19 protein-coding genes are annotated in these 21,464 nt (G+C 61.6%); 10 read left to right on the top strand and 9 right to left on the bottom strand.

Annotated features, from left to right (window positions below):
* Positions 1–28: 28 nt before the first annotated feature.
* The 8 genes from rseP to rpsB all read right to left on the bottom strand — a co-directional run bounded on the left by rseP (position 29) and on the right by rpsB (position 7,404).
* On the bottom strand, positions 29–1,381 hold the full coding sequence (rseP, locus tag J7302_RS21110; RefSeq protein WP_215379194.1) for a sigma E protease regulator RseP: 1,353 nt from the start codon (positions 1,379–1,381) through the stop codon (positions 29–31).
* Between the two features lie 15 nt (positions 1,382–1,396).
* Positions 1,397–2,587 carry a 1-deoxy-D-xylulose-5-phosphate reductoisomerase gene (ispC, locus tag J7302_RS21105; RefSeq protein WP_215379191.1) on the bottom strand — a complete coding sequence of 397 codons (1,191 nt, stop codon included), beginning with the start codon at positions 2,585–2,587 and terminating at the stop codon, positions 1,397–1,399.
* Positions 2,584–3,399 carry a phosphatidate cytidylyltransferase gene (locus J7302_RS21100; protein WP_215379188.1) on the bottom strand — a complete coding sequence of 272 codons (816 nt, stop codon included), beginning with the start codon at positions 3,397–3,399 and terminating at the stop codon, positions 2,584–2,586. Before J7302_RS21100 ends, ispC begins: the two co-directional genes overlap by 4 nt.
* Positions 3,393–4,154, bottom strand: a complete 762-nt coding sequence (gene uppS / locus J7302_RS21095) for a polyprenyl diphosphate synthase (protein ID WP_215379186.1) — start codon at positions 4,152–4,154, stop codon at positions 3,393–3,395. Before uppS ends, J7302_RS21100 begins: the two co-directional genes overlap by 7 nt.
* 14 nt (positions 4,155–4,168) lie before the next feature.
* Positions 4,169–4,726, bottom strand: coding sequence for a ribosome recycling factor (frr, locus tag J7302_RS21090; protein WP_215379184.1), 558 nt, complete (start codon positions 4,724–4,726; stop codon positions 4,169–4,171).
* The gene (gene pyrH / locus J7302_RS21085) at positions 4,723–5,466 is read right to left on the bottom strand and encodes a UMP kinase (protein ID WP_215379181.1); all 744 of its coding nucleotides are present in this window, start codon (positions 5,464–5,466) and stop codon (positions 4,723–4,725) included. The genes frr and pyrH overlap by 4 nt, the downstream gene beginning before the upstream one ends.
* A 199-nt stretch (positions 5,467–5,665) precedes the next feature.
* A complete protein-coding gene (tsf, locus tag J7302_RS21080) occupies positions 5,666–6,535 on the bottom strand; it encodes a translation elongation factor Ts (protein ID WP_215379179.1) in 870 nt (289 codons plus the stop codon).
* A 128-nt stretch (positions 6,536–6,663) separates the two neighbouring features.
* Positions 6,664–7,404, bottom strand: coding sequence for a 30S ribosomal protein S2 (rpsB, locus tag J7302_RS21075; protein ID WP_215379177.1), 741 nt, complete (start codon positions 7,402–7,404; stop codon positions 6,664–6,666).
* 265 nt (positions 7,405–7,669) lie between these two features.
* On the opposite strand from rpsB, the gene map reads away from it, so the two are divergent.
* The 8 genes from map to J7302_RS21035 all read left to right on the top strand — a co-directional run bounded on the left by map (position 7,670) and on the right by J7302_RS21035 (position 16,193).
* The gene (gene map, locus J7302_RS21070) at positions 7,670–8,452 is read left to right on the top strand and encodes a type I methionyl aminopeptidase (protein WP_215379175.1); all 783 of its coding nucleotides are present in this window, start codon (positions 7,670–7,672) and stop codon (positions 8,450–8,452) included.
* 30 nt (positions 8,453–8,482) lie between these two features.
* The gene (locus J7302_RS21065; protein ID WP_215379172.1) at positions 8,483–11,185 is read left to right on the top strand and encodes a [protein-PII] uridylyltransferase; all 2,703 of its coding nucleotides are present in this window, start codon (positions 8,483–8,485) and stop codon (positions 11,183–11,185) included.
* 75 nt (positions 11,186–11,260) lie between these two features.
* Positions 11,261–12,457, top strand: coding sequence for a succinyldiaminopimelate transaminase (gene dapC, locus J7302_RS21060; RefSeq protein ID WP_215379169.1), 1,197 nt, complete (start codon positions 11,261–11,263; stop codon positions 12,455–12,457).
* A gap of 20 nt (positions 12,458–12,477) precedes the next feature.
* The gene (locus J7302_RS21055; RefSeq protein WP_215379166.1) at positions 12,478–12,825 is read left to right on the top strand and encodes an ArsC family reductase; all 348 of its coding nucleotides are present in this window, start codon (positions 12,478–12,480) and stop codon (positions 12,823–12,825) included.
* A gap of 2 nt (positions 12,826–12,827) precedes the next feature.
* Positions 12,828–13,451 (top strand): LysE family translocator, encoded by a 624-nt coding sequence (locus tag J7302_RS21050; protein ID WP_215379163.1) that lies wholly within the window; start codon positions 12,828–12,830, stop codon positions 13,449–13,451.
* 28 nt (positions 13,452–13,479) lie between these two features.
* Entirely contained in the window at positions 13,480–14,514 is a 1,035-nt protein-coding gene (dapD, locus tag J7302_RS21045) for a 2,3,4,5-tetrahydropyridine-2,6-dicarboxylate N-succinyltransferase (RefSeq protein WP_215379159.1), read from the top strand.
* Positions 14,515–14,589: 75 nt separating this feature from the next.
* Positions 14,590–15,792, top strand: coding sequence for an aminotransferase class V-fold PLP-dependent enzyme (locus J7302_RS21040; RefSeq protein WP_215379156.1), 1,203 nt, complete (start codon positions 14,590–14,592; stop codon positions 15,790–15,792).
* A complete protein-coding gene (locus J7302_RS21035; RefSeq protein ID WP_215379153.1) occupies positions 15,789–16,193 on the top strand; it encodes a SufE family protein in 405 nt (134 codons plus the stop codon). The genes J7302_RS21040 and J7302_RS21035 overlap by 4 nt, the downstream gene beginning before the upstream one ends.
* Positions 16,194–16,449: 256 nt before the next feature.
* Here J7302_RS21035 and tcdA read toward each other — a convergent pair whose 3' ends face one another.
* Positions 16,450–17,268, bottom strand: coding sequence for a tRNA cyclic N6-threonylcarbamoyladenosine(37) synthase TcdA (gene tcdA, locus J7302_RS21030; RefSeq protein WP_215379149.1), 819 nt, complete (start codon positions 17,266–17,268; stop codon positions 16,450–16,452).
* Between the two features lie 152 nt (positions 17,269–17,420).
* On the opposite strand from tcdA, the gene J7302_RS21025 reads away from it, so the two are divergent.
* Together J7302_RS21025 and J7302_RS21020 are read left to right on the top strand one after the other, a co-directional pair.
* The gene (locus tag J7302_RS21025; protein WP_215379146.1) at positions 17,421–18,572 is read left to right on the top strand and encodes an iron-containing alcohol dehydrogenase; all 1,152 of its coding nucleotides are present in this window, start codon (positions 17,421–17,423) and stop codon (positions 18,570–18,572) included.
* Positions 18,573–18,779: 207 nt separating this feature from the next.
* Entirely contained in the window at positions 18,780–21,371 is a 2,592-nt protein-coding gene (locus J7302_RS21020; RefSeq protein WP_215379144.1) for a glycosyltransferase, read from the top strand.
* Positions 21,372–21,464 lie beyond the last annotated feature (93 nt).

Raw genomic sequence — 21,464 nt, 5'->3', positions numbered from 1 at the left:
GGCGGCAGACTCAGCATTCTAAGATTCGTTACAGACGACTCAGATCGTTGACCAGGGCAAGCAACATGACCCCCACGACCAAGCTGATGCCAATCTGTACCCCCCACGCCTGCACCCGCTCCGACAATGGACGTCCACGCGCCATTTCAATCAGGTAAAAGAGCAGGTGCCCCCCGTCCAGGACAGGGATTGGCAACAAATTGAGAACCCCCAGGCTTATGCTCAGGTAGGCGAGGAAATTGAGGAAGTCCCCTACGCCCGACTGGGCCGAAGCGCCCGCCACTTTAGCAATGGTTATCGGCCCGCTCAAGTTTTTTACCGAGAGCTCGCCGAGCAACATTTTCTTTAGAGAATCCAGTGTTAGGAGGCTCATGGACCATGTACGCGAGGCTGCCTCGGCAACAGCTTCAAGTGGCCCATAGCTGACTTCGCGCAACATTTCGGGCGGCCACTCCACGCCCTTCACCCCCGCACCCAGGTAGCCGCTACGTGCTTCCGCCTCGCCACGTGCGGCCAAGGTGACCTGCACCTCCAGCACCTGACCCTCGCGCTCAACGCTGAAGGCGACTCGCTCGGCCGGACGTTTGCGCACACGTTCTACCAACTGTTGCCAGTCATCGAGTGCCTGTCCATCCAAGGTCAGGAGACGATCGCCCAGCTTCAGACCGGCAGCCTGGGCCGGACCTTTTGGATCCAGCTCAGCGAGAACCGGCGCAATAGCAGGACGCCAGGGCGTGATGCCAAGCGCACCGATCGGATCAGGCTCATCGACGCCCTTCAGCCAATCATTGAGCTGCAGCTCGCGGATCTGGGTAGCACTATCCCCCGCGTCACGAATACTGACCTGCAGGGAACCACTCTCACCCAGACGGCGAACGAGCTGCAGGTTGACCGCCGACCAACCGGTAACGTCTTTGCCGTCGATCGAGATGATTTCCTGGCCGGACTCCAATCCTGCCGAAGCAGCAATACTGCCAGGCGCTACCGAGCCGATCACTGGCTTGACCTGCTGACTGCCCAGCAACGCGAGCACCCAGAAGAACAGGAGCGCAAGCAGAAAGTTGGCCACCGGACCGGCCGCCACGATGGCAATACGCTGCCCAACCGGCTTGCGATTGAAGGACTGATCCAACTGGTCAGCGGGCACCTCGGCCTCACGCTCGTCCAGCATTTTCACGTAGCCACCGAGCGGAATGGCGGCCACGACAAACTCGGTGCCATGGCGATCATGCCAACGGAACAGTGGGCTACCGAAACCGACAGAGAATCGCAGGACTTTGACACCACAACGACGGGCGACCCAGAAATGGCCGAACTCATGGAAGGTGACCAGCACCCCCAGCGCCACCAGGGTGCCAAGGATCATATAGAGCGCACTCATCGGTTTCCTCCGGGACTAACGCCCGTGACGGACTAACCATTGCCCGGCCACAGCTCTGGCACGAACATCGGCCTGCAAGACAGCATCCAGCGTTTCGACCGCGATCACGGCTTCGCGGTTCAGCACTTCATCGATGATACTCGCGATCTCGGTGAAGCGGATGCGTCGGTCAAGAAACGCCGCGACGGCAACCTCGTTGGCCGCATTGAGCATGGCTGGCGCGCTGGCGCCAGCCTCGGCGGCCTGGCGCGCAAGTCGCAGACAAGGAAAGCGCTGCTCGTCAGGCGCCTGGAAATCCAGACGCGCCACACTGAACAGGTCCAGCGCAGAAACGCCGGAATCGATACGCTCCGGCCAGGCCAACGCATGACTGATGGGCGTGCGCATGTCGGGATTACCCAGCTGCGCCAACACCGAACCATCGACATAATCGACCAGTGAATGAATCACGCTCTGCGGATGGATCACCACTTCGATCTGTGCCGGCCGTGCGTCGAACAGCCAGCAAGCCTCGATCAGCTCCAACCCCTTGTTCATCATGCTCGCCGAATCGACGGATATCTTCCGCCCCATGGACCAGTTGGGATGCGCACAAGCCTGCTCGGGGGACACATCCGGCAACCGCTCCAGCGGCAACTCACGGAACGGCCCCCCAGAGGCCGTAAGGAGGATGCGACGCACGCCAACATCGGCCAAACCGCGGGAATAGTCGGTCGGCAAGCACTGAAAAATTGCGTTATGTTCGCTATCGATCGGTAGCAGCACGGCATTGCTGCGGCGAACAGACTGCATGAACAGGGCACCGGACATCACCAACGCTTCCTTGTTGGCCAGCAGCACGCGCTTACCCGCTTCAACCGCGGCCAAGGTAGGCTGAAGCCCCGCCGCACCGACGATTGCAGCCATCACGGCATCCACATCCGGATGTGCAGCGATTTCACAAAGACCTTGCTCGCCGACCAGAACACGGGTTTCGAGCCCCGCAGCCAACAAACTTCCCTGCAAATGGCGCGCGGAGTCAGCGTCCGGCACTGCAGCGAAACATGGGCGATGACGCAAGCAGAGCGCTTCCAGTTCGGTCAGGCGACTGAAACCGCTGAGGGCAAATGCCTGGTAACGTTCTGGATGCCGGGCAATCACATCAAGGGTGCTGAGACCGATCGAGCCGGTTGCCCCCAGGACGGTAATACGTTGCGGCTGTGTCAAAGCGCACCCCACCCGGCCGCCCACAGCAGCGCAGCAAAGAATGGGATAGCCGCAGTCAGGCTATCGATGCGATCAAGCACGCCACCATGCCCCGGAAGCAGGTTGCTACTGTCCTTGATCCCGGACTGCCGCTTGAACATGCTTTCAGTCAAGTCTCCCACGACCGATATCAGAACCACTAGCGCGGCACCACCCAGAGCCCAAAGCAGCTCACTGGCACTCCAGCCACGGTAGATACCCACGCCAACGGTGATCAGCAGGCTTGCCAGCAAGCCGCCAACCAGCCCTTCCCAGCTTTTGCCGGGACTAACCTGCGGGGCCAACTTGCGCTTGCCGAATGCCTTGCCGGAGAAATAGGCGCCGATATCCGCTGCCCAAACCAGCACCATCACCGAAAGGATCAGCCAATTCGCGAGCGGCCATTGCTTGAATAGCATCAAGCCTTGCCAGGCCGGCAACAGAATCAGGAAACCGATCAGGAGCTTCCCGAACCGGCCGTCCCAGTAACGACTGCTGGCCGGGTAGTTCAGCACCAGCAATGTCGCGAGCAACCACCAGACCACCCCAACAAGCAACACCCAGGCCGCCAAAGCGCGCAGATGGTAGAGCCCAAGCAGAAGCACAGCGACGACCGCAGCATAAGCTATGCGCTGAGCCTGGGAAGGCAATCCCGCCAGGCGAGCCCACTCCCAGCCACCGAGCGTCACCACCGCACCGATGAACAGCGCAAACGCGCCACCGCTCAGCCAGAAGAAGCCCGCCAGGGCGATGGGTAGCAGCACCAGTGCGGTGATGATGCGTTGTTTCAGCATTTCGATCGCGCCTCAGCTTCCAGCTGCTCGCTTGTCTTGCCGAAGCGGCGCTGACGCTTGGCGAAATCAGCCAGCGCTTTACGCATGGCTTCATGCTTGAAGTCAGGCCAGAACAGGTCGGAGAAATACAACTCGGCATAGGCGAGCTGCCACAACAGGAAGTTACTGATACGGTGATCCCCCCCCGTACGAATGCACAGGTCAGGCAGGGGCTGGTCCCCCGTAGCGAGGCACCCCTGGAGCAACTGCGGGGTGATGTCTTCCACCTGCAGATGACCCGCTTGCACTTCGCGAGCGAGCCGCTGCGCAGCCTGGGTGATATCCCACTGCCCACCGTAGTTCGCCGCCACCTGGAGAATGAAGCGCTGGTGGCCAGCCGTCAGTAGCTCAGCCTCGCGCATGGCCGCCTGCAGCTCCGGATGGAAGCGCGAGCGATCACCGATTATGCGCAGACGAATGTCGTTGTCATTGAGGCGACGAACCTCACGACGCAGCGCTGCCAGGAATAGCTCCATGAGAGCGCTGACCTCGTCCGCGGGACGCTGCCAGTTCTCACTGGAGAAAGCGAACAAGGTGAGCACTTCGACGCCTGCGTCGGCACACACCTCGATCACTGCCCTGACAGCGTCAACTCCCGCCTTGTGGCCGGCAACGCCTGGCAGCAGGCGCTTCCTCGCCCAACGGTTATTACCGTCCATGATGATAGCCACATGACGTGGCACCGCTGGATTGACGCCTTGCTGGGATTTATCCATGGAGTTTCCGAAGGTCAAACCGCCATCAGATCGTTTTCTTTGGCTTCCAGAGCCTTGTCGACCTCTGCAACGAACTTGTCGGTCAGCTTTTGGACATCTTCAGCTGCGCGACGCTCTTCGTCTTCGCTGATTTCCTTTTCCTTCACCAGATCTTTCAGCTGGGCCAGCGCATCACGACGGATGTTGCGCACGGCGACGCGGGCGTTCTCGGCCTCGGCGCGAGCCTGCTTGGTGTAGCCCTTGCGGGTTTCTTCAGTCAGAGCCGGCATCGGCACGCGAATGGTGGTACCGGCAGTAGCCGGATTCAGACCCAGGTCAGAAGTCATGATGGCCTTCTCGACAGCCTGGATCATGCTCTTGTCGAAAACGGTCAGAGCGAGGGTACGGGAGTCCTCGGCGATGACGTTGGCGACCTGACGCAGCGGCGTATCAGCACCGTAGTAGGACACCATCACGCTATCCAGGATGCTGGGGTGCGCACGACCGGTGCGGATCTTGGCGAAGGCATGATTCAGCGATTCCAGGGATTTCTTCATGCGTTCCTGCGCGTCTTGCTTGATCTCATTGATCATTTTTCGCCCTCCTCGATCAGAGTTCCTTCGGCGCCGCCCACCACGATATTCAGCAGGGCACCCGGTTTATTCATATTGAAGACCCGCAGCGGCATCTTCTGGTCACGACACAGACAAATGGCCGTCAGATCCATGACACCCAGCTTGCGATCCAACACCTCGTCGTAGGTCAGGCGCTCGAACTTCTCGGCATTGGGATCCTTGAACGGGTCGGCAGTGTACACGCCATCGACCTTAGTGGCCTTCAGCACGACATCAGCATCCACCTCGATCGCGCGCAGGCAAGCCGCGGAATCAGTGGTGAAGAAGGGATTGCCAGTACCGGCAGAGAAAATCACCACTTCTCCCGAGCTCAGGTGGCGCATGGCCTTGCGGCGATCGTAATGATCCGTCACGCCGACCATGGAAATAGCGGACATCACCAGTGCGGGAATATTCGACCGTTCAAGTGCATCGCGCATAGCCAGCGCGTTCATCACGGTCGCCAGCATGCCCATGTGGTCGCCGGTCACTCGATCCATGCCGGCCGCACTGAGGGCAGCACCACGGAACAGGTTGCCACCGCCGATGACCAGGCCTACCTGTACGCCGATGCCGACCAACTGGCCGATCTCCAGCGCCATGCGATCAAGGACCTTCGGATCGATACCGAACTCCTCAGACCCCATCAGCGCTTCGCCGCTGAGTTTGAGCAGAATGCGTTTGTAGCGAGGTTGGCGACCACTCACCTGCTGAGCCATTGCGTATCTCTCCTGCGGCGCAATTTGAATTCCAGAGTCATGCGACCCTGTATAAGTCGCGTAGTTCGACTACGCGCAAGGCAGTTGGTGCCCGTCACTCGGGCCTGCCATGGGAACCACCCGAATCGGCTCCCCACTTTGACGAAGAGGCCGCGCGCGTGAGCGGGCAGCCTCTTGCGGGGCGACAGCCGAAGCCGTCTTATTGCTTGGTAGCGGCGACTTGGGCAGCTACTTCGGCAGCGAAGTCGACTTCGACTTTCTCGATGCCTTCGCCTACTTCGTAACGAACGAAGGAAACGATCTCGGCGCCGGCTTTCTTGGCCAGTTCACCGACCTTGACTTCCGGATCCTTGACGAACGGTTGATCGACCAGGCTGGCCTCGGCGAGGAACTTGCTAATGCGGCCTTTGACCATGTTCTCGACGATGTTTTCCGGCTTGCCGGCGATCTTGTCAGCGTTCAGGGCCAGGAAGATTTCCTTTTCCTTGGCAACGGCTTCTTCAGAAACCTGGGACGGATCCAGGAACTGCGGATTGCTGGCAGCCACGTGCATGGCGATGTCCTTGGCCAGTTCCGGAGTACCACCCTTCAGGTTCACCACGACACCGATGCGGTGGCCGTGCAGGTAAGCACCAACTACATCACCCTCGACGCGGGTCAGGCGACGGATGTTGACGTTTTCGCCAGTCTTGGAAACCAGGGCCAGACGCGCTTCTTCGCGGGACTCGACCAGCGGGGCTGCGTCAGTCAGCTTCTCGCTGAAAGCCTGTTCCAGGGAAGCGGCAACGAAGGACTTAAAATCGTCCTGCAAGGCCAGGAAGTCAGTCTGGGAGTTGACTTCGATGATCACGGCGGCCTTGTTGTCATCGGCCACTTTAACGGCGATGGCACCTTCGGCGGCGATGTTGCCGGCCTTCTTGGCGGCCTTGATGGCGCCAGCGGCGCGCATATCGTCGATGGCTTTTTCGATATCGCCATCAGCGGCAGTCAGCGCCTTCTTGCAATCCATCATGCCCAGGCCAGTACGCTCGCGCAGTTCTTTAACCAGGGCTGCAGTAATCTCTGCCATGTTCGCAATCCTCTATGAATCGGTTTTCAACCATTCGGCCCGGAGGTCCGGGCAATCACAATCCGGAGGTGGCAAAAAGGGGGCTTAGCCCCCTTCTTGCGCACCGGGTAACGCTAGATGGCTCTAACTCAGCCTTCAGCGGCCTCGGAAGCAGCTTCTTCGACGAACTCGTCAGGGCCACCAACGGCATTCTGACGGCCGCGCATGACAGCATCAGCAACGCTGCTCAGGTACAGCTGAACGGCGCGAATGGCGTCGTCGTTACCCGGAATCACGTAATCAACGCCTTCAGGGCTGCTGTTGGTATCGACAACACCGATTACCGGGATGCCCAGCTTGTTGGCTTCGCTGATGGCGATGCGCTCGTGGTCAACGTCGATCACGAACAGAGCGTCCGGCAGACCACCCATGTCCTTGATACCACCCAGGCTGCGCTCGAGCTTCTCGAGGTCGCGGGTACGCATCAGGGCTTCTTTCTTGGTCAGCTTGGCAAAGGTGCCGTCCTGGGACTGGGTTTCCAGCTCGCGCAGGCGCTTGATCGACTGACGGATGGTCTTGTAGTTGGTCAGCATGCCGCCCAGCCAGCGGTGATCGACGTACGGGGAGCCGCAACGGGCAGCTTCTTCGCGAACGATCTTGCCAGCGGAACGCTTGGTGCCGACGAACAGAACCTTGTTCTTGCCTGCAGCCAGCTTCTCAACGAAGCTCAGGGCGTCGTTGAACATCGGCAAGGTTTTTTCAAGGTTGATGATATGGATCTTGTTGCGCGCGCCGAAAATGTACTTGCCCATTTTCGGGTTCCAGTAACGGGTCTGGTGGCCGAAGTGCACACCGGCCTTCAGCATATCGCGCATGTTGACTTGGGACATTTCTATTCCTCGATAAGTCGGGTTATGCCTCCACGCATCCCAATATCCAACCCTTTCAGGCACCCAGGATATCGTGTCGATACGTGTGTGGGTTCGTGCTTTCGGGCAAAGCTGCCCGTAAAGCGGCGCGTTTTATAGCATAAAAAGCCGCCCCAAGCTACAGGCTTCACGCCACAAGAAGCACAGAGCCTTGCGCCGCCGGCTTATGGCTTGGGCCTTGAAGCTGGTAATATCAGCCCTTTTCCGCTTGCGTCCGAGAGCTTATATGACCGTCACCATCAAGACACCCGCCGAAATCGAGAAGATGCGCGTTGCAGGCCGCCTGGCCGCAGAAGTGCTTGAGATGATCGGCGAGCATGTCAAACCCGGCGTGACCACCGAGGAGCTGGACCGTATCTGCCACGACTACATCGTCAACGTGCAGCAGGCCATCCCCGCGCCGCTCAACTACAAAGGCTTCCCGAAATCGATCTGCACCTCGATCAACCATGTGGTTTGCCACGGGATTCCTAACGACAAGCCGCTCAAGGAAGGTGACATCCTCAACATCGATATCACGGTGATCAAGGATGGCTACCATGGCGACACCAGCAAGATGTTCCTGGTCGGCAAGATCCCTGAGTGGGCCGAAAAACTCTGCCGCGTGACCCAGGAATGCATGTACAAGGGCATCCAGTTGGTCCGCCCGGGCGCCCGCCTCGGCGATATCGGCGAGGTGATCCAGAAGCACGCCGAGAAGCTGGGCTACTCGGTCGTTCGCGAGTACTGTGGCCACGGCATCGGCGCAGTGTTCCACGAAGAGCCCCAGGTATTGCATTACGGCCGCGCTGGTACCGGCCTGGAACTGAAGGAAGGCATGACCTTCACCATCGAGCCGATGATCAACCAGGGTCGCCCGGAAACCCGGCTCCTCGGCGACGGCTGGACCGCCATCACCAAGGACCGCAAGCTCTCCGCGCAGTGGGAACACACGGTCCTGGTGACTGCCGATGGCTACGAAATCCTGACCCTGCGCAGCGACGATACCCTGCCGCGCACCTCGCCCTGACCCTGGCCCCTATATAAGGAAGGCTGCTCGATGCCGCAGGTGGATCCCGAGTTGTTCGACCGCGGCCAGTTCCAGGCGGAACTGGCCCTGAAGTCCAGCCCTATCGCTGCCTTCAAAAAGGCCATCCGCCGTTCCCGCGAAGTACTCGACAACCGCTTCGCCAACGGACGCGATATCCGCCGGCTGGTCGAGGACCGCGCCTGGTTCGTCGACCAGATCCTCCGGGCGGCCTGGGAGCGCTTCCACTGGAGCGAAGACGCCGACATCGCCCTGCTTGCAGTAGGTGGTTATGGCCGTGGCGAGCTGCACCCGTTCTCTGATATCGACCTGCTGATCCTGCTGGACAGCGCAGATCACGAAGTTTTTCGCGAGCCCATCGAGGGCTTCCTCACCCTGCTGTGGGACATTGGCCTGGAAGTCGGCCAAAGCGTCCGCTCGGTCGCGGAGTGTGCTGAAGAGGCCCGTGCGGACCTCACAGTGATCACCAACCTGATGGAAAGCCGCACCATCGCCGGTCCGGAAAGCCTGCGCCAGCGTATGCTGGCAGTCACCAGCTCCGAGCAGATGTGGCCGAGCAAGGATTTCTTCCTCGCCAAACGCCAGGAACAGCGCGGGCGCCACGCCAAGTACAACGACACCGAGTACAACCTGGAGCCAAACGTGAAGGGTTCCCCAGGTGGCCTGCGCGATATCCAGACCATTCTCTGGGTGGCTCGTCGCCAGTTCGGCAGCCTGAACCTGCATGGTCTGGTCCTGCAGGGTTTCCTCGTCGAAAGCGAGTGCAGCATGCTCGCCTCCGGCCAGGAGTTTCTCTGGAAGGTTCGCTATGCGCTGCACATGCTCGCCGGGCGCGCCGAAGATCGCTTGTTGTTCGACCACCAGCGCAAAATTGCCAGCCTCCTTGGCTTCGAGGACGGCAACGGCAAGCTCGGCATCGAACGATTCATGCAGAAGTATTATCGCGTGGTGATGGGGGTCGCCGAGGTCAGCGACCTGATCAACCAGCACTTCGAGGAAGTGATCCTGCGCGCAGGTGAGTCCGGTCAGGCGCATCCGCTGAACAGCCGGTTCCAGTTGCGCGATGGCTACATCGAGGTCACCCACCCGAACGTCTTCAAGCGGACGCCCTTTGCGTTGCTGGAAATCTTCGTCCTGATGGCTCAGCATCCCGAGATCAAGGGCGTGCGGGCCGACACCATTCGACTGCTGCGCGATAGCCGCCACCTGATCGATGACGATTTCCGCAAGGACATCCGCAACACCAGCCTGTTCATCGAACTGTTCAAGTCCGAGCAGGGCATCCACCGCAACCTGCGGCGGATGAACCGCTACGGTATTTTGGGTCGCTACCTGCCCGAATTCGGCCACATCATCGGGCAGATGCAGCACGACCTGTTCCACATCTATACGGTCGACGCCCACACGCTCAACCTGATCAAGCACCTGCGCAAGCTCAAATGGCCCGAACTGGCGGAGAAGTTCCCCCTGGCCAGCAAGCTGATTGACAAGCTGCCCAAGCCAGAGCTGATCTACATCGCCGGGCTCTACCACGACATCGGCAAAGGCCGGGGCGGAGACCACTCCGAACTTGGCGCAGTCGATGCCGAGGCATTCGGCGTTCGTCACCACCTGCCCGCCTGGGACACGAGACTGGTGGCTTGGCTGGTCCAGCATCACCTGGTGATGTCGACCACCGCGCAGCGCAAGGACCTGTCCGATCCGCAGGTGATCTTCGATTTCGCCCGCCTGGTTGGCGACCAGACACGGCTCGATTACCTCTACGTACTCACCGTGGCCGATATCAATGCCACCAACCCGAGCCTGTGGAACTCCTGGCGGGCCAGCCTGCTGCGCCAGCTATACACCGAGACCAAGCGCGCACTGCGTCGCGGCCTGGAAAACCCGCTGGACCGCGAAGAGCAGATTCGCCAGACCCAGATCTCGGCCATCGACATCCTGGTCCGCAATGGCACCGACCAGGACGAAGCCGAGCAGCTCTGGTCACAACTGGGCGACGACTATTTCCTGCGCCACACCGCCAATGATGTGGCCTGGCACACTGAGGCCATCCTCCAGCACCCGGCCGGCAACGACCCGCTGGTGCTGATCAAGGAAACCGCCCAGCGCGAGTTCGAGGGTGCCACCCAGATCTTCATCTACGCACCGGACCAGCACGATTTCTTCGCAGTTACCGTGGCCGCGATGTCGCAGCTGAACCTGAACATCCACGATGCCCGGATCATCACCTCCACCAGCCAGTTCACCCTCGACACTTACATCGTGCTCGATGCCGACGGCGGACGTATTGGAGACAACCCGGCACGTATCCGCGAGATCCGCGAGGGCCTGATCGATGCCTTGAAGAACCCGGACGAATACCCGGCCATCATCCAGCGCCGGGTACCGCGCCAGCTCAAGCACTTCGCCTTCGCGCCGCAGGTCACCATTTCCAACGACGCGCAGCGCCCGGTCACCGTGCTCGAACTGATCGCCCCGGATCGACCAGGCCTCCTAGCTCGGATCGGACGGATTTTCCTGGAGTTTCACCTATCGCTGCAGAACGCAAAGATCGCCACACTGGGCGAGCGCGTGGAGGACGTGTTTTTCGTCACCGACGCCAACAACCAGCCGCTGTCGGACCCAGAACTCTGCCGGCGCCTGCAGGAGGCCATCGTCTCGCAACTGTCCCAGGCCAACAGCCAGGGCACGGAGACTGGCCGCACACGCATTTGAACCCGTAGGGTGCAATAAGGCCGCTGGCCGCATTGCACCGTTCCACCCACGACCGCCTGTTGACGCCCTACAGATATGAACGAAGCCCTGAACCTGCTGCAGCCCTACCCCTTCGAGAAGCTCCGCGCCCTGCTCGCCGGCGCGCAACCGTCCGCGGACAAGAAAGCCATCGCGCTCTCCATCGGCGAGCCCAAGCACCGCTCGCCGGCCTTCGTCGCCGAAGCCCTCACCGCCAACCTCGATCAACTGGCGGTCTATCCCACTACCCTGGGGATTCCCGCCCTGCGCGAAGCCATCGCCCAGTGGTGCGAGCAGCGCTTCAAGGTACCGGCCGGCTGGTTGGATGCGGCGCGCCACATACTGCCGGTGAACGGCACCCGTGAAGCCCTGTTCGCCTTTACCCAGGCGGTGGTGAACCGTGCCGACCAGGGCCTGGTCGTCAGTCCCAACCCCTTCTATCAAATCTATGAAGGCGCAGCCCTGCTCGCCGGCGCCGAGCCGCACTACCTGCCGTGCCTGGCGGAGAACGGCTTCAATCCGGATTTCGACGCAGTACCCGCTGAAGTCTGGCAACGTTGCCAGATCCTCTTCCTCTGCTCCCCGGGCAACCCCACTGGCGCGCTGATCCCGCTCGACACCTTGAAGAAGCTGATCACCCTGGCCGACGAGCATGACTTCGTGATCGCCGCCGACGAGTGCTACAGCGAGCTCTACTTCGACGAGCAGAACCCGCCCGCCGGCCTGCTCACCGCCTGCGCCGAACTCGGCCGTTCCGACTTTGCCCGCTGCGTCGTGTTCCACAGCCTGTCCAAGCGCTCCAACCTACCGGGCCTGCGCTCAGGTTTCGTCGCCGGCGACGCGGCAATCCTCAAGTCATTCCTGCTGTATCGCACGTACCACGGCTGCGCCATGCCGGTACAGACCCAGTTGGCCAGCGTCGCGGCCTGGAACGACGAAGTCCACGTACGCGCCAACCGCGCGCTGTACCGCGAGAAATTCGATGCCATGCTGGATATCCTTGGACCGGTACTGGACGTGCAGCGCCCGGATGGTGGCTTCTACCTCTGGCCAAAAACGCCGGTGGACGATGAAACCTTCACCCGCGAGCTGTTCGCCCGTGAGCATGTCACCGTGGTACCCGGCTCCTACCTGTCCCGCGCGGTCGATGGCTTCAACCCCGGTGCCGGCCGTGTGCGCATGGCCCTGGTGGCGCCTCTCGCCGAATGCGTCGAGGCTGCCGAACGCATCCGTGCCTTCACCAAAGGGCTGTGATCTTCCAAAGGACCGCGAACATGAGCATCACCCTCTACGGCATCAAAGCCTGTGACACCATGAAGAAGGCCCGCACCTGGCTCGAAGAGCAGGGCGTGAGCTACAGCTTCCATGACTACAAGGCCTCCGCCATCGACCGCGCGAACCTGGAGAAATGGTGCGCCGAGCATGGCTGGGAGACCGTCCTGAACCGTGCCGGCACCACCTTCCGCAAGCTGGACGACGCACAGAAAGCCGATCTGGACCAGGACAAGGCCATCGCCCTGATGCTGGCCCAACCCTCGATGATCAAGCGTCCGGTGCTCGACCTGGGCAAGCGCACCCTGGTCGGTTTCAAGCCCGACGCCTACGCCGCGGTTTTCAAGTAATCATGGATATCGCCTGGGCGCTGTTCATCCCGGCCTGCTTTGCGCTGAACATGGCGCCGGGGCCGAACAACCTGCTGTCGCTGCACAACGCAGCGCGCCAGGGTGTGCGCAGCGCCTGCCTGGCCGGCGCGGGCCGCCTGCTGGCCTTCGCCAGCATGATCGCCCTCGCGGCTTCGGGCCTCGCCCTCGTGCTGCAAGCCTCGGCCAGCCTGTTCCTGGCCATCAAGCTGCTTGGTGCCGGCTACCTGTTCTGGCTGGCCTTCCAGCTCTGGCGTTCTCCAGGCAACAGCTTCGCGGAGCAGCACGACACCGTGCACCTTTCCCTGTGGAAGCAGTCACGCCAGGAGTTCTGGGTGGCGGCCGGCAATCCCAAGGCGATCCTGATTTTCACGGCATTCCTGCCCCAATTCGTCAATCCACAACATCCTGTGGCCTCGCAGTTCCTGGCCCTTGGCCTGGCCTTCCTGCTCCTGGAGTGGGTGGCCATCCTGCTTTATGCCCTGGCTGGCCTGCACCTCGGCCGGCTGCTGGCCGGGCCCCGAGCCCGCCTCCTGTTCAACCGTGGCTGCGCTGCCCTGCTGGGTAGCGCCGGACTGGGCCTGCTGCTCAGCCGTCGCCCTGCCTGATCAACCCACTTCAGTAAGAGGAATCCCAATGTCCAACGCACTCTTCAGCATCGCCTTCGGCGTCGGCACCCAGAACCGCCAGGGCAACTGGCTGGAAGTCTTCTACGCCCAGCCCCTGCTCAAGCCGTCCGAACAACTGGTAGCGGCCATTGCCCCAATCCTCGGTTACAGCGCCGGCAACCAGGCCATCGCGATCAGCAACGCCCAGGCAGCAGAACTGGCCGGCGCCCTGAAGGATATCGACGCTAATCAGGCCGCCCTGCTGACCCGCCTGGCCGAGAGCCATAAGCCACTGGTCGCCACCCTGCTGGCCGAAGACGCAGCCCTGACGTCCACGCCTGAGGCCTACCTCAAGCTGCACCTGCTGTCCCACCGCCTGGCCAAGCCGCACGGCCTGAACCTGACCGGCATCTTCCCGCTGCTGCCGAACGTGGCCTGGACCAGCCAGGGCGCCATCGACCTCTCCGAGCTCGCGGAGCGCCAACTGGAAGCCCGCCTGAAAGGCGAGTTGCTGGAAGTCTTCTCGGTGGACAAGTTCCCGAAAATGACCGACTACGTGGTGCCGGCCGGCGTCCGCATCGCCGACACCGCCCGCGTGCGCCTGGGTGCCTACGTGGGTGAAGGCACCACCGTCATGCACGAAGGCTTCATCAACTTCAACGGCGGCACCGAAGGCCCCGGCATGATCGAAGGCCGAGTGTCCGCTGGTGTCTTCGTCGGCAAGGGTTCTGACCTCGGCGGCGGCTGCTCCACCATGGGCACCCTGTCTGGTGGCGGCAACATCGTCATCTCCGTGGGCGAAGGTTGCCTGATCGGCGCCAATGCCGGCATCGGCATCCCTCTGGGCGACCGCAACATCGTCGAAGCCGGCCTCTACATCACTGCGGGTACGAAGGTCGCCCTGCTGGACGACCAGAACCAGCTGGTGAAGGTGGTCAAGGCGCGCGATTTGGCTGGTCAACCGGATCTGCTGTTCCGCCGCAACTCGCAGAATGGCGCCGTGGAGTGCAAGACCAACAAGACAGCCATTGAGCTGAACGAAGCCCTGCACGCCCACAATTAATAGGAGCAGCCTCAAGTTGTAAGCCATAAGCTGCAAGTAGAACCGCTTGACGCTTGCAGCTTGAGGCTTATGACCATGCTTATTTCTCCTTGGCGCACTGACTTCCCTGCCCTCTCGGCCCTCGCGGCCGAGGGACAGACCTACCTCGACAGCGCCGCCACCTCACAAAAGCCCCAGGCTGTGCTGGATGCCCTGCTCGGCTACTACGCCAGCGGCGCCGCCAACGTGCACCGTGCTCAGCACCTGCCTGGCGAACGTGCGACCCGCGCCTTCGAAGGCACCCGGACCCAGGCCGCGCATTGGCTGAATGCCGCCAGCCCAGCGGAAATCCTCTTCACCCGCGGCACCACCGAAGCCATCAACCTGCTGGCCTATGGCCTTGAGGAGCTGTTCCGTCCTGGCGACGAGATCGTCATCAGCGCCCTGGAGCACCACGCCAACCTGCTGCCCTGGCAACAGCTGGCCCTGCGCAAGCAACTTCGTCTGGTGGTATTACCGCTGGACAGCGACGGCGGAATCGACCCGGAGCAGGCTGCTCACCTGATCGGCCCCAGGACTCGCCTGCTCGCAATCAGCCAGTTGTCGAATGTGCTCGGCCGCTGGCAAGCGCTGTCGGACTTGCTGCCGCTGGCCAGGGCCCAGGGCGCGTTTACTGTCGTGGATGGTGCCCAGGGCGTGGTCCATGGCCGCCATGATGTGCAGGCAATGGGCTGTGATTTCTATGCTTTCTCAAGCCACAAGCTCTACGGACCCGACGGTGTTGGCGTGCTCTACGGTCGCAGTGATGCCCTCGCCAAGCTCAAACACTGGCAATTCGGCGGCGAGATGGTGCACAGCACCACCTACCAGAGCGCCGACTTCCATGGCGCGCCGCTGGGCTTCGAGGCGGGTACGCCGGCCATTGCTTCGGTGATCGGCCTTGGTGCTGCACTGGACTACCTGTCCAATCTGGACCACGCCGCCGTTGCCGGTCATGAAACCGCCCTGCACGCCAAGCTGCTTGCAGGCCTGGCCGCGCGCGACGGCATCCGCCTGCTCGGCGCGCCGCAACTGGCGCTGGCCAGCTTCTGTGTGGATGGCGTACACAACGCCGACTTGGCACACCTGCTCACGGAGCAGGGAGTCGCTGTGCGTGCGGGCCATCATTGCGCGATGCCCTTACTGCACAGCCTCGGCTTGCAAGGTGCAATTCGTGTCTCGCTCGGCTTGTACAACGACGGTGAAGACCTCGAGCGCTTCTTCAGCGCGTTGGACAAGGCCCTGGAGTTGCTGCGATGAACCTGCCTGATCAGGCACAGCAGGCGCTCGAAGCCTTCACGGCCGCAGGCAGCTGGGAACAGCGTGCCCGCCTGCTGATGCTATGGGGCGAGAAGCTGGAGCCCTTGGCCGAATGCGAGCGCAACGACCTCAACCGCGTGCATGGCTGCGAAAGCCAGGTCTGGCTGGTCGGTACATTGAGCAACGGACAGTGGCACTTCCGCGCCACCAGCGATGCCCGGCTGATTCGAGGATTGCTCGCTGTTCTGCTGGCTCGCGTCAACGGTCTGCCAATCGGAGAACTGGCCGCGCTGGACCTGGCGGACTGGTTCAACCAACTCGGCCTGGCCCGCCAGCTCTCCCCTTCTCGCAGCAACGGACTGAATGCCGTCCTGATGAAGATGCGCGAACTGGCCCTGTAGGCGCGAATTCGCTGGCTATGTCCCAGCTAAGTGTTGCAACTGGCTGCATTTCCTGTAGGAGCGAGCTTGCTCGCGAATCGGACTTTTTCGCGAGCGAGCTCGCTCCTACAAGGCTCTCAGCCTGGCCATTGATTGCTAGTAACAACTAACGCAGGCATAGCCAATTCGTTCGCCAAGCTGACCGCAAGCCTGCCCCTGAGGTAGTGAAAGAAAATGGCATTCCTCACTCCAAACCACTCCCCCGAGGGAGCGGGAGCTATTCCGTGCGATCCTGCTGGGCCTGGCGCTCGGAAGGTCGCCGCCCCCCCGCCACCAGCTTGTCGATAGTCCGTGCAGCGGCAACCATGCCGAAGGTGGCTGTAACCATCATCACCGCGCCGAAACCACCCGCGCAGTCAAGCTTCACGCCTTCGCCAACAAAGCTCTTCTGCTGGCAGACCGAACCATCCGGTTTCGGGTAACGCAATTGCTCGGTGGAAAACACGCAAGGGACGCTATAAGTGCGGCCCGGAGTTCGCGAAAAGTTGTAGTCACGGCGCAGCATGGAGCGCACCTTGGCCGCCAGGGGATCGTTGAAGGTCTTGTTGAGGTCAGCCACCTTAATCTGTGTCGGATCCACCTGGCCACCCGCACCTCCGGTCGTGACGATCTGGATCTTGCGCCGCTTGCACCAGGCGATCAGGGCCGCCTTGGCGGCCACGCTGTCGATGCAGTCGATCACCGCATCCAGGTCCGGCGTGATGTATTCGATCATGGTTTCGCGGGTGACGAAGTCAGCCACGGCATGAACAACGCAAGCCGGATTGATCGCCCGGATACGCTCCGCCATCACCTCGACCTTGGCCTTGCCGACGGCCCCTTCAAGGGCATGCACCTGGCGATTGGTATTGGTGATGCAGACGTCGTCCAGGTCGAACAGAGATATTTCGCCTACCCCTGAGCGTGCAAGCGCCTCGGCCGCCCAGGAGCCGACGCCGCCGATGCCTACCACCGCTACATGGGCAGCCTGCAGGCACGCCAATCCGTCCAGGCCATAAAGCCGGGCTATGCCGCCGAAGCGCTCATCAGTACTCATGCCACTTTCTCCCATCGCCTAACCCCGGGCGGGCGCGCATTATAGGAAGCACCATCCCCAGGCCCAAGCCCATTGCCGCTGAATGGCTCGTCATAGGTTCAGACGCGGCCGGCCGGCGCTATAGTCTGCCGATGACAACAAGGGAGCCGGTCATGCGCAACTTCAGCTTCTACAACCCAACCCGGATCCACTTCGGCGAGGGGCAGATCGCCAAGCTGGCGCGGGACGTTCCCGCTGGCAGCCGGGTTCTGGTCACCCACGGGGGTGGCAGCATCTTTCAGAACGGTGTCTGGAAACAGGTGGAAGAAGCCCTTGTCGGTCATCCCCTGACACGCTTTGGTGGCATCGAAGCCAACCCGCAATTCGATACGCTGGTCAAGGCTACGCAACTGGCCAAAGCCGAGGGCTGCGATTTCATTATCGCCGTGGGCGGTGGATCGGTGATCGACGGCAGCAAGTTCATCGCCGCCGCCTGTTGCTACGATGGAGACCCGATCGACCTGCTAAGCGGCAAACGCATCGCCGCCGCCCTGCCCCTGGGTTGCGTGCTGACCCTGGCTGCCACGGGCTCCGAGAGCAATCCGCACGGCGTGGTCACCCATGTTGCCCGACAGGAAAAACTGTCCTTTTCCAGCGCTCTGCTCTACCCACGCTTTGCCATCCTTGACCCGCGTACCACCTTCAGCTTGCCACCCCGGCAAATCGCTAACGGGGTAGTCGACGCCTTCGTCCACACCATCGAGCAATACCTTACTTATCCAGCCGACGCTCCGTTGCAGGACCGTTATGCCGAAGGCCTATTGCTGACTTTGATAGAAGAAGGCCCCAAGGCGCTGGTCAACCCGGAAGACTACGTGGTACGCGCCAATCTCATGTGGTGCGCGACCCAGGCGCTGAACGGACTGCTCGGCTGTGGTGTCCCACAGGATTGGTCGACGCACATGATTGGCCACGAACTGACCGCCCTCTACCACATCGACCACGCCCAGACGCTGGCCGTGGTGCTGCCGGCGCTGTTGGCGGAACGCCGTGAGGTCAAGCGCGAAAAGCTGCTGCAATACGCCACCCGCGTGTGGGGTATCAAGGAAGGCGACGAGAACAAGCGCATCGACGGCGCCATTCAGGCCACACGCGACTTCTTCAAATCCTTGGGCGTCGCCACCCGTCTGTCGGAACATGGCCTGGACGCGGACGTCATTCCTCAGGTATTGGCGCAACTGGAACGGCATGGCATGACGGCCATGAGCGAGCACCGCGACCTTGACCTGGCGATCAGCGAGCGCATCCTGCTGAGAGCGCTCTAGCATCTGACCCAGGTCAACCGACTCCGTTTTGTAACGTCATCGACCGAACTTCTGGCGCTTCATAGGACCAAAACCCTGGATACGGATCACCGTCCAGCCTCACCAACTGGACGGAATCTATACAGCTTCGGGGTGGCGGAGTAGCATGCGCGCCGACCAGCGTCCGCTGGCCCAACCCCGTTCCACGTTTCGGAACCTTTGACATCTATGCCATCGCGTAAAATTGGACTCAATCTGGTGGTCTTCGTGGCGGTCGCCGCGTTGTTCACCGGCATCTGGGCGCTCTACAACCGCCCGGTCACCGCGCCGGACTGGCCGGAACAGATTTCCGGCTATTCCTTCTCGCCATTCCGCGCGGATCAGAACCCTCAACAGAACCGCTACCCCAGCGACGAGCAGATCCGCCAGGACCTCGAACTGCTGAGCAAGCAGACCGACAACATCCGGACCTACTCGGTGGATGGCACCCTGGCTGAAATCCCGCGCCTGGCGGAAGAATTCGGCCTGCGCGTGACCCTGGGCATCTGGATCAGCCCTGACGAGGAGCGCAACGAGCGCGAGATTGCCAAGGCCATCGAAATCGCCAATGCCTCGCGCAGCGTCGTGCGCGTCGTGGTGGGTAACGAAGCCCTGTTCCGTCGCGAGATCAGCCGCAAGGAACTGATGGTCTACCTCGACCGGGTGCGTGCCGCCGTCAAGGTGCCGGTAACCACCTCCGAGCAGTGGCACATCTGGCTCAAGTACCCGGAACTGGCCAAGCACGTCGACCTGGTGGCTGCCCACGTGCTGCCTTACTGGGAATTCATTCCCATGGAGGACTCGACCGAGTTCGTCCTGGAACGCGCCAAGGACCTGAAGAAGGCATTTCCGAAGAAGCCCCTGCTGCTGTCCGAAGTTGGCTGGCCCAGCAACGGCCGCATGCGCGGCGGCGCCGATGCCTCCCAGGCTGACCAGGCCATCTACCTGCGTACCCTGGTCAACACCCTTAACGCCAAGGGTTACAACTACTTCGTGATCGAGGCATTCGACCAGCCCTGGAAGGCCAGCGACGAAGGTTCGGTCGGCGCCTACTGGGGCGTCTACAACCTCGATCGTCAGCCCAAGTTCGCCTTCGAAGGCCCGGTAATCGCCATTCCGCAGTGGCGCATCCTGGCTGTCGCTTCCGTGGTCATGGCACTGCTGGCCCTGGCCCTGATGCTGATCGACGGTAGCGCCCTGCGTCAGCGTGGCCGCACGTTCCTGACTTTCGTCGCCTTCGCCGGCGGTTCGGTCCTGGTCTGGATCGCTTACGACTACAGCCAGCAATACAGCACCTGGTTCAGTTTGACCGTGGGCATGCTCCTCGGCATCGGTGCCTTGGGCGTATTCATCGTGCTCCTTACCGAGGCCCACGAACTGGCAGAGGCTGTCTGGGTGAGCAAGCGCCGCCGTCCCTTCCTGCCGGTCCTTGCGGATTCCGCCTACCGGCCCAAGGTCTCGGTGCATGTGCCCTGTTACAACGAGCCGCCGGAAATGGTCAAACAGACCCTTGATGCCCTGGCCAACCTTGACTATCCGGACTTCGAAGTCCTGATCATCGACAACAACACCAAGGACCCGGCCGTCTGGGAGCCGGTGCGCGACTACTGTGAACAGCTCGGCCCACGCTTCAAGTTCTTCCACGTCGCCCCGCTGGAGGGTTTCAAGGGTGGTGCGCTGAACTACATCCTGCCCCATACCGCGCCGGATGCCGAAGTGATTGCCGTAATCGACTCCGATTACTGCGTCGACCGCAACTGGCTGAAGTACATGGTGCCGCACTTCGCCGATCCGTCGATCGCCGTGGTGCAGTCTCCGCAGGACTATCGCGACGGCAACGAGAACACCTTCAAGAGGCTCTGCTACGCGGAATACAAGGGCTTCTTCCACATTGGCATGGTGACTCGTAACGACCGCAACGCGATCATCCAGCACGGCACCATGACCATGATCCGCCGCTCTGTGATGGACGAACTGAAGTGGGCCGACTGGACCATCTGCGAAGATGCCGAGCTTGGTCTGCGCGTGTTCAAGAAGGGCTATGCCGCCGCCTACGCTCACCAGAGCTTCGGCCGCGGCCTGATGCCCGACACCTTCATTGACTACAAGAAGCAGCGCTTCCGTTGGGCCTATGGCGCCATCCAGATCATGAAGGGACACGCCCGCAGCCTGTTCCTGGGCCAGGACTCGAAGCTCAAGCGCGGCCAGCGCTATCACTTCATCGCAGGCTGGCTGCCATGGATCGCCGATGGCCTGAACATCTTCTTCACCATCGGTGCACTGCTCTGGTCGGCGGCAATGATCATCGTGCCGCAGCGGGTCGACCCGCCGCTGCTGATCTTCGCTATCCCACCGCTGGCGCTGTTTTTCTTCAAGGTTGGCAAGATTGTCTTCCTCTACCAGCGTGCGGTGGGGGTCAACCTGAAGGACGCCTTCTGTGCCGCGGTGGCAGGCCTGGCGTTGTCGCACACCATCGCCAAGGCGGTGCTGTACGGCTTCTTCACCACCAGCATTCCGTTCTTCCGCACACCGAAGATGCGCAGCAACCACGGCCTGATGATGGCCCTGGCGGAAGCCCGCGAAGAAGTCTTCGTCATGCTCCTGCTGTGGGGCGCGGCCATCGGTATCGCCATCGTCCAGGGTCTGCCTAGCGCGGACGTGAAGTTCTGGGTGGCCATGCTGCTGGTGCAGTCGCTGCCGTACCTGGCAGCCCTGATCATGGCTCTGCTCTCTTCCCTGCCCAAGGCCCAGGAGGCCCCGCAGGAAGTGGCGACGGCCTGACCCGGAGCGACACCTCTAAACGGCGGCCCTTGGCCGCCGTTTATGTTTTAAGATGTCGCACTTTCAAGCGCCCTGAGTTGTTTCCGGAGTCCT

The organism is Metapseudomonas boanensis (assembly GCF_018704125.1).
In the GTDB taxonomy this organism is placed as follows: domain Bacteria; phylum Pseudomonadota; class Gammaproteobacteria; order Pseudomonadales; family Pseudomonadaceae; genus Metapseudomonas; species Metapseudomonas boanensis.
The sequence above is the reverse complement of the archived record's forward strand: the minus strand, read 5'-3'. Positions and strand labels throughout refer to the sequence as shown.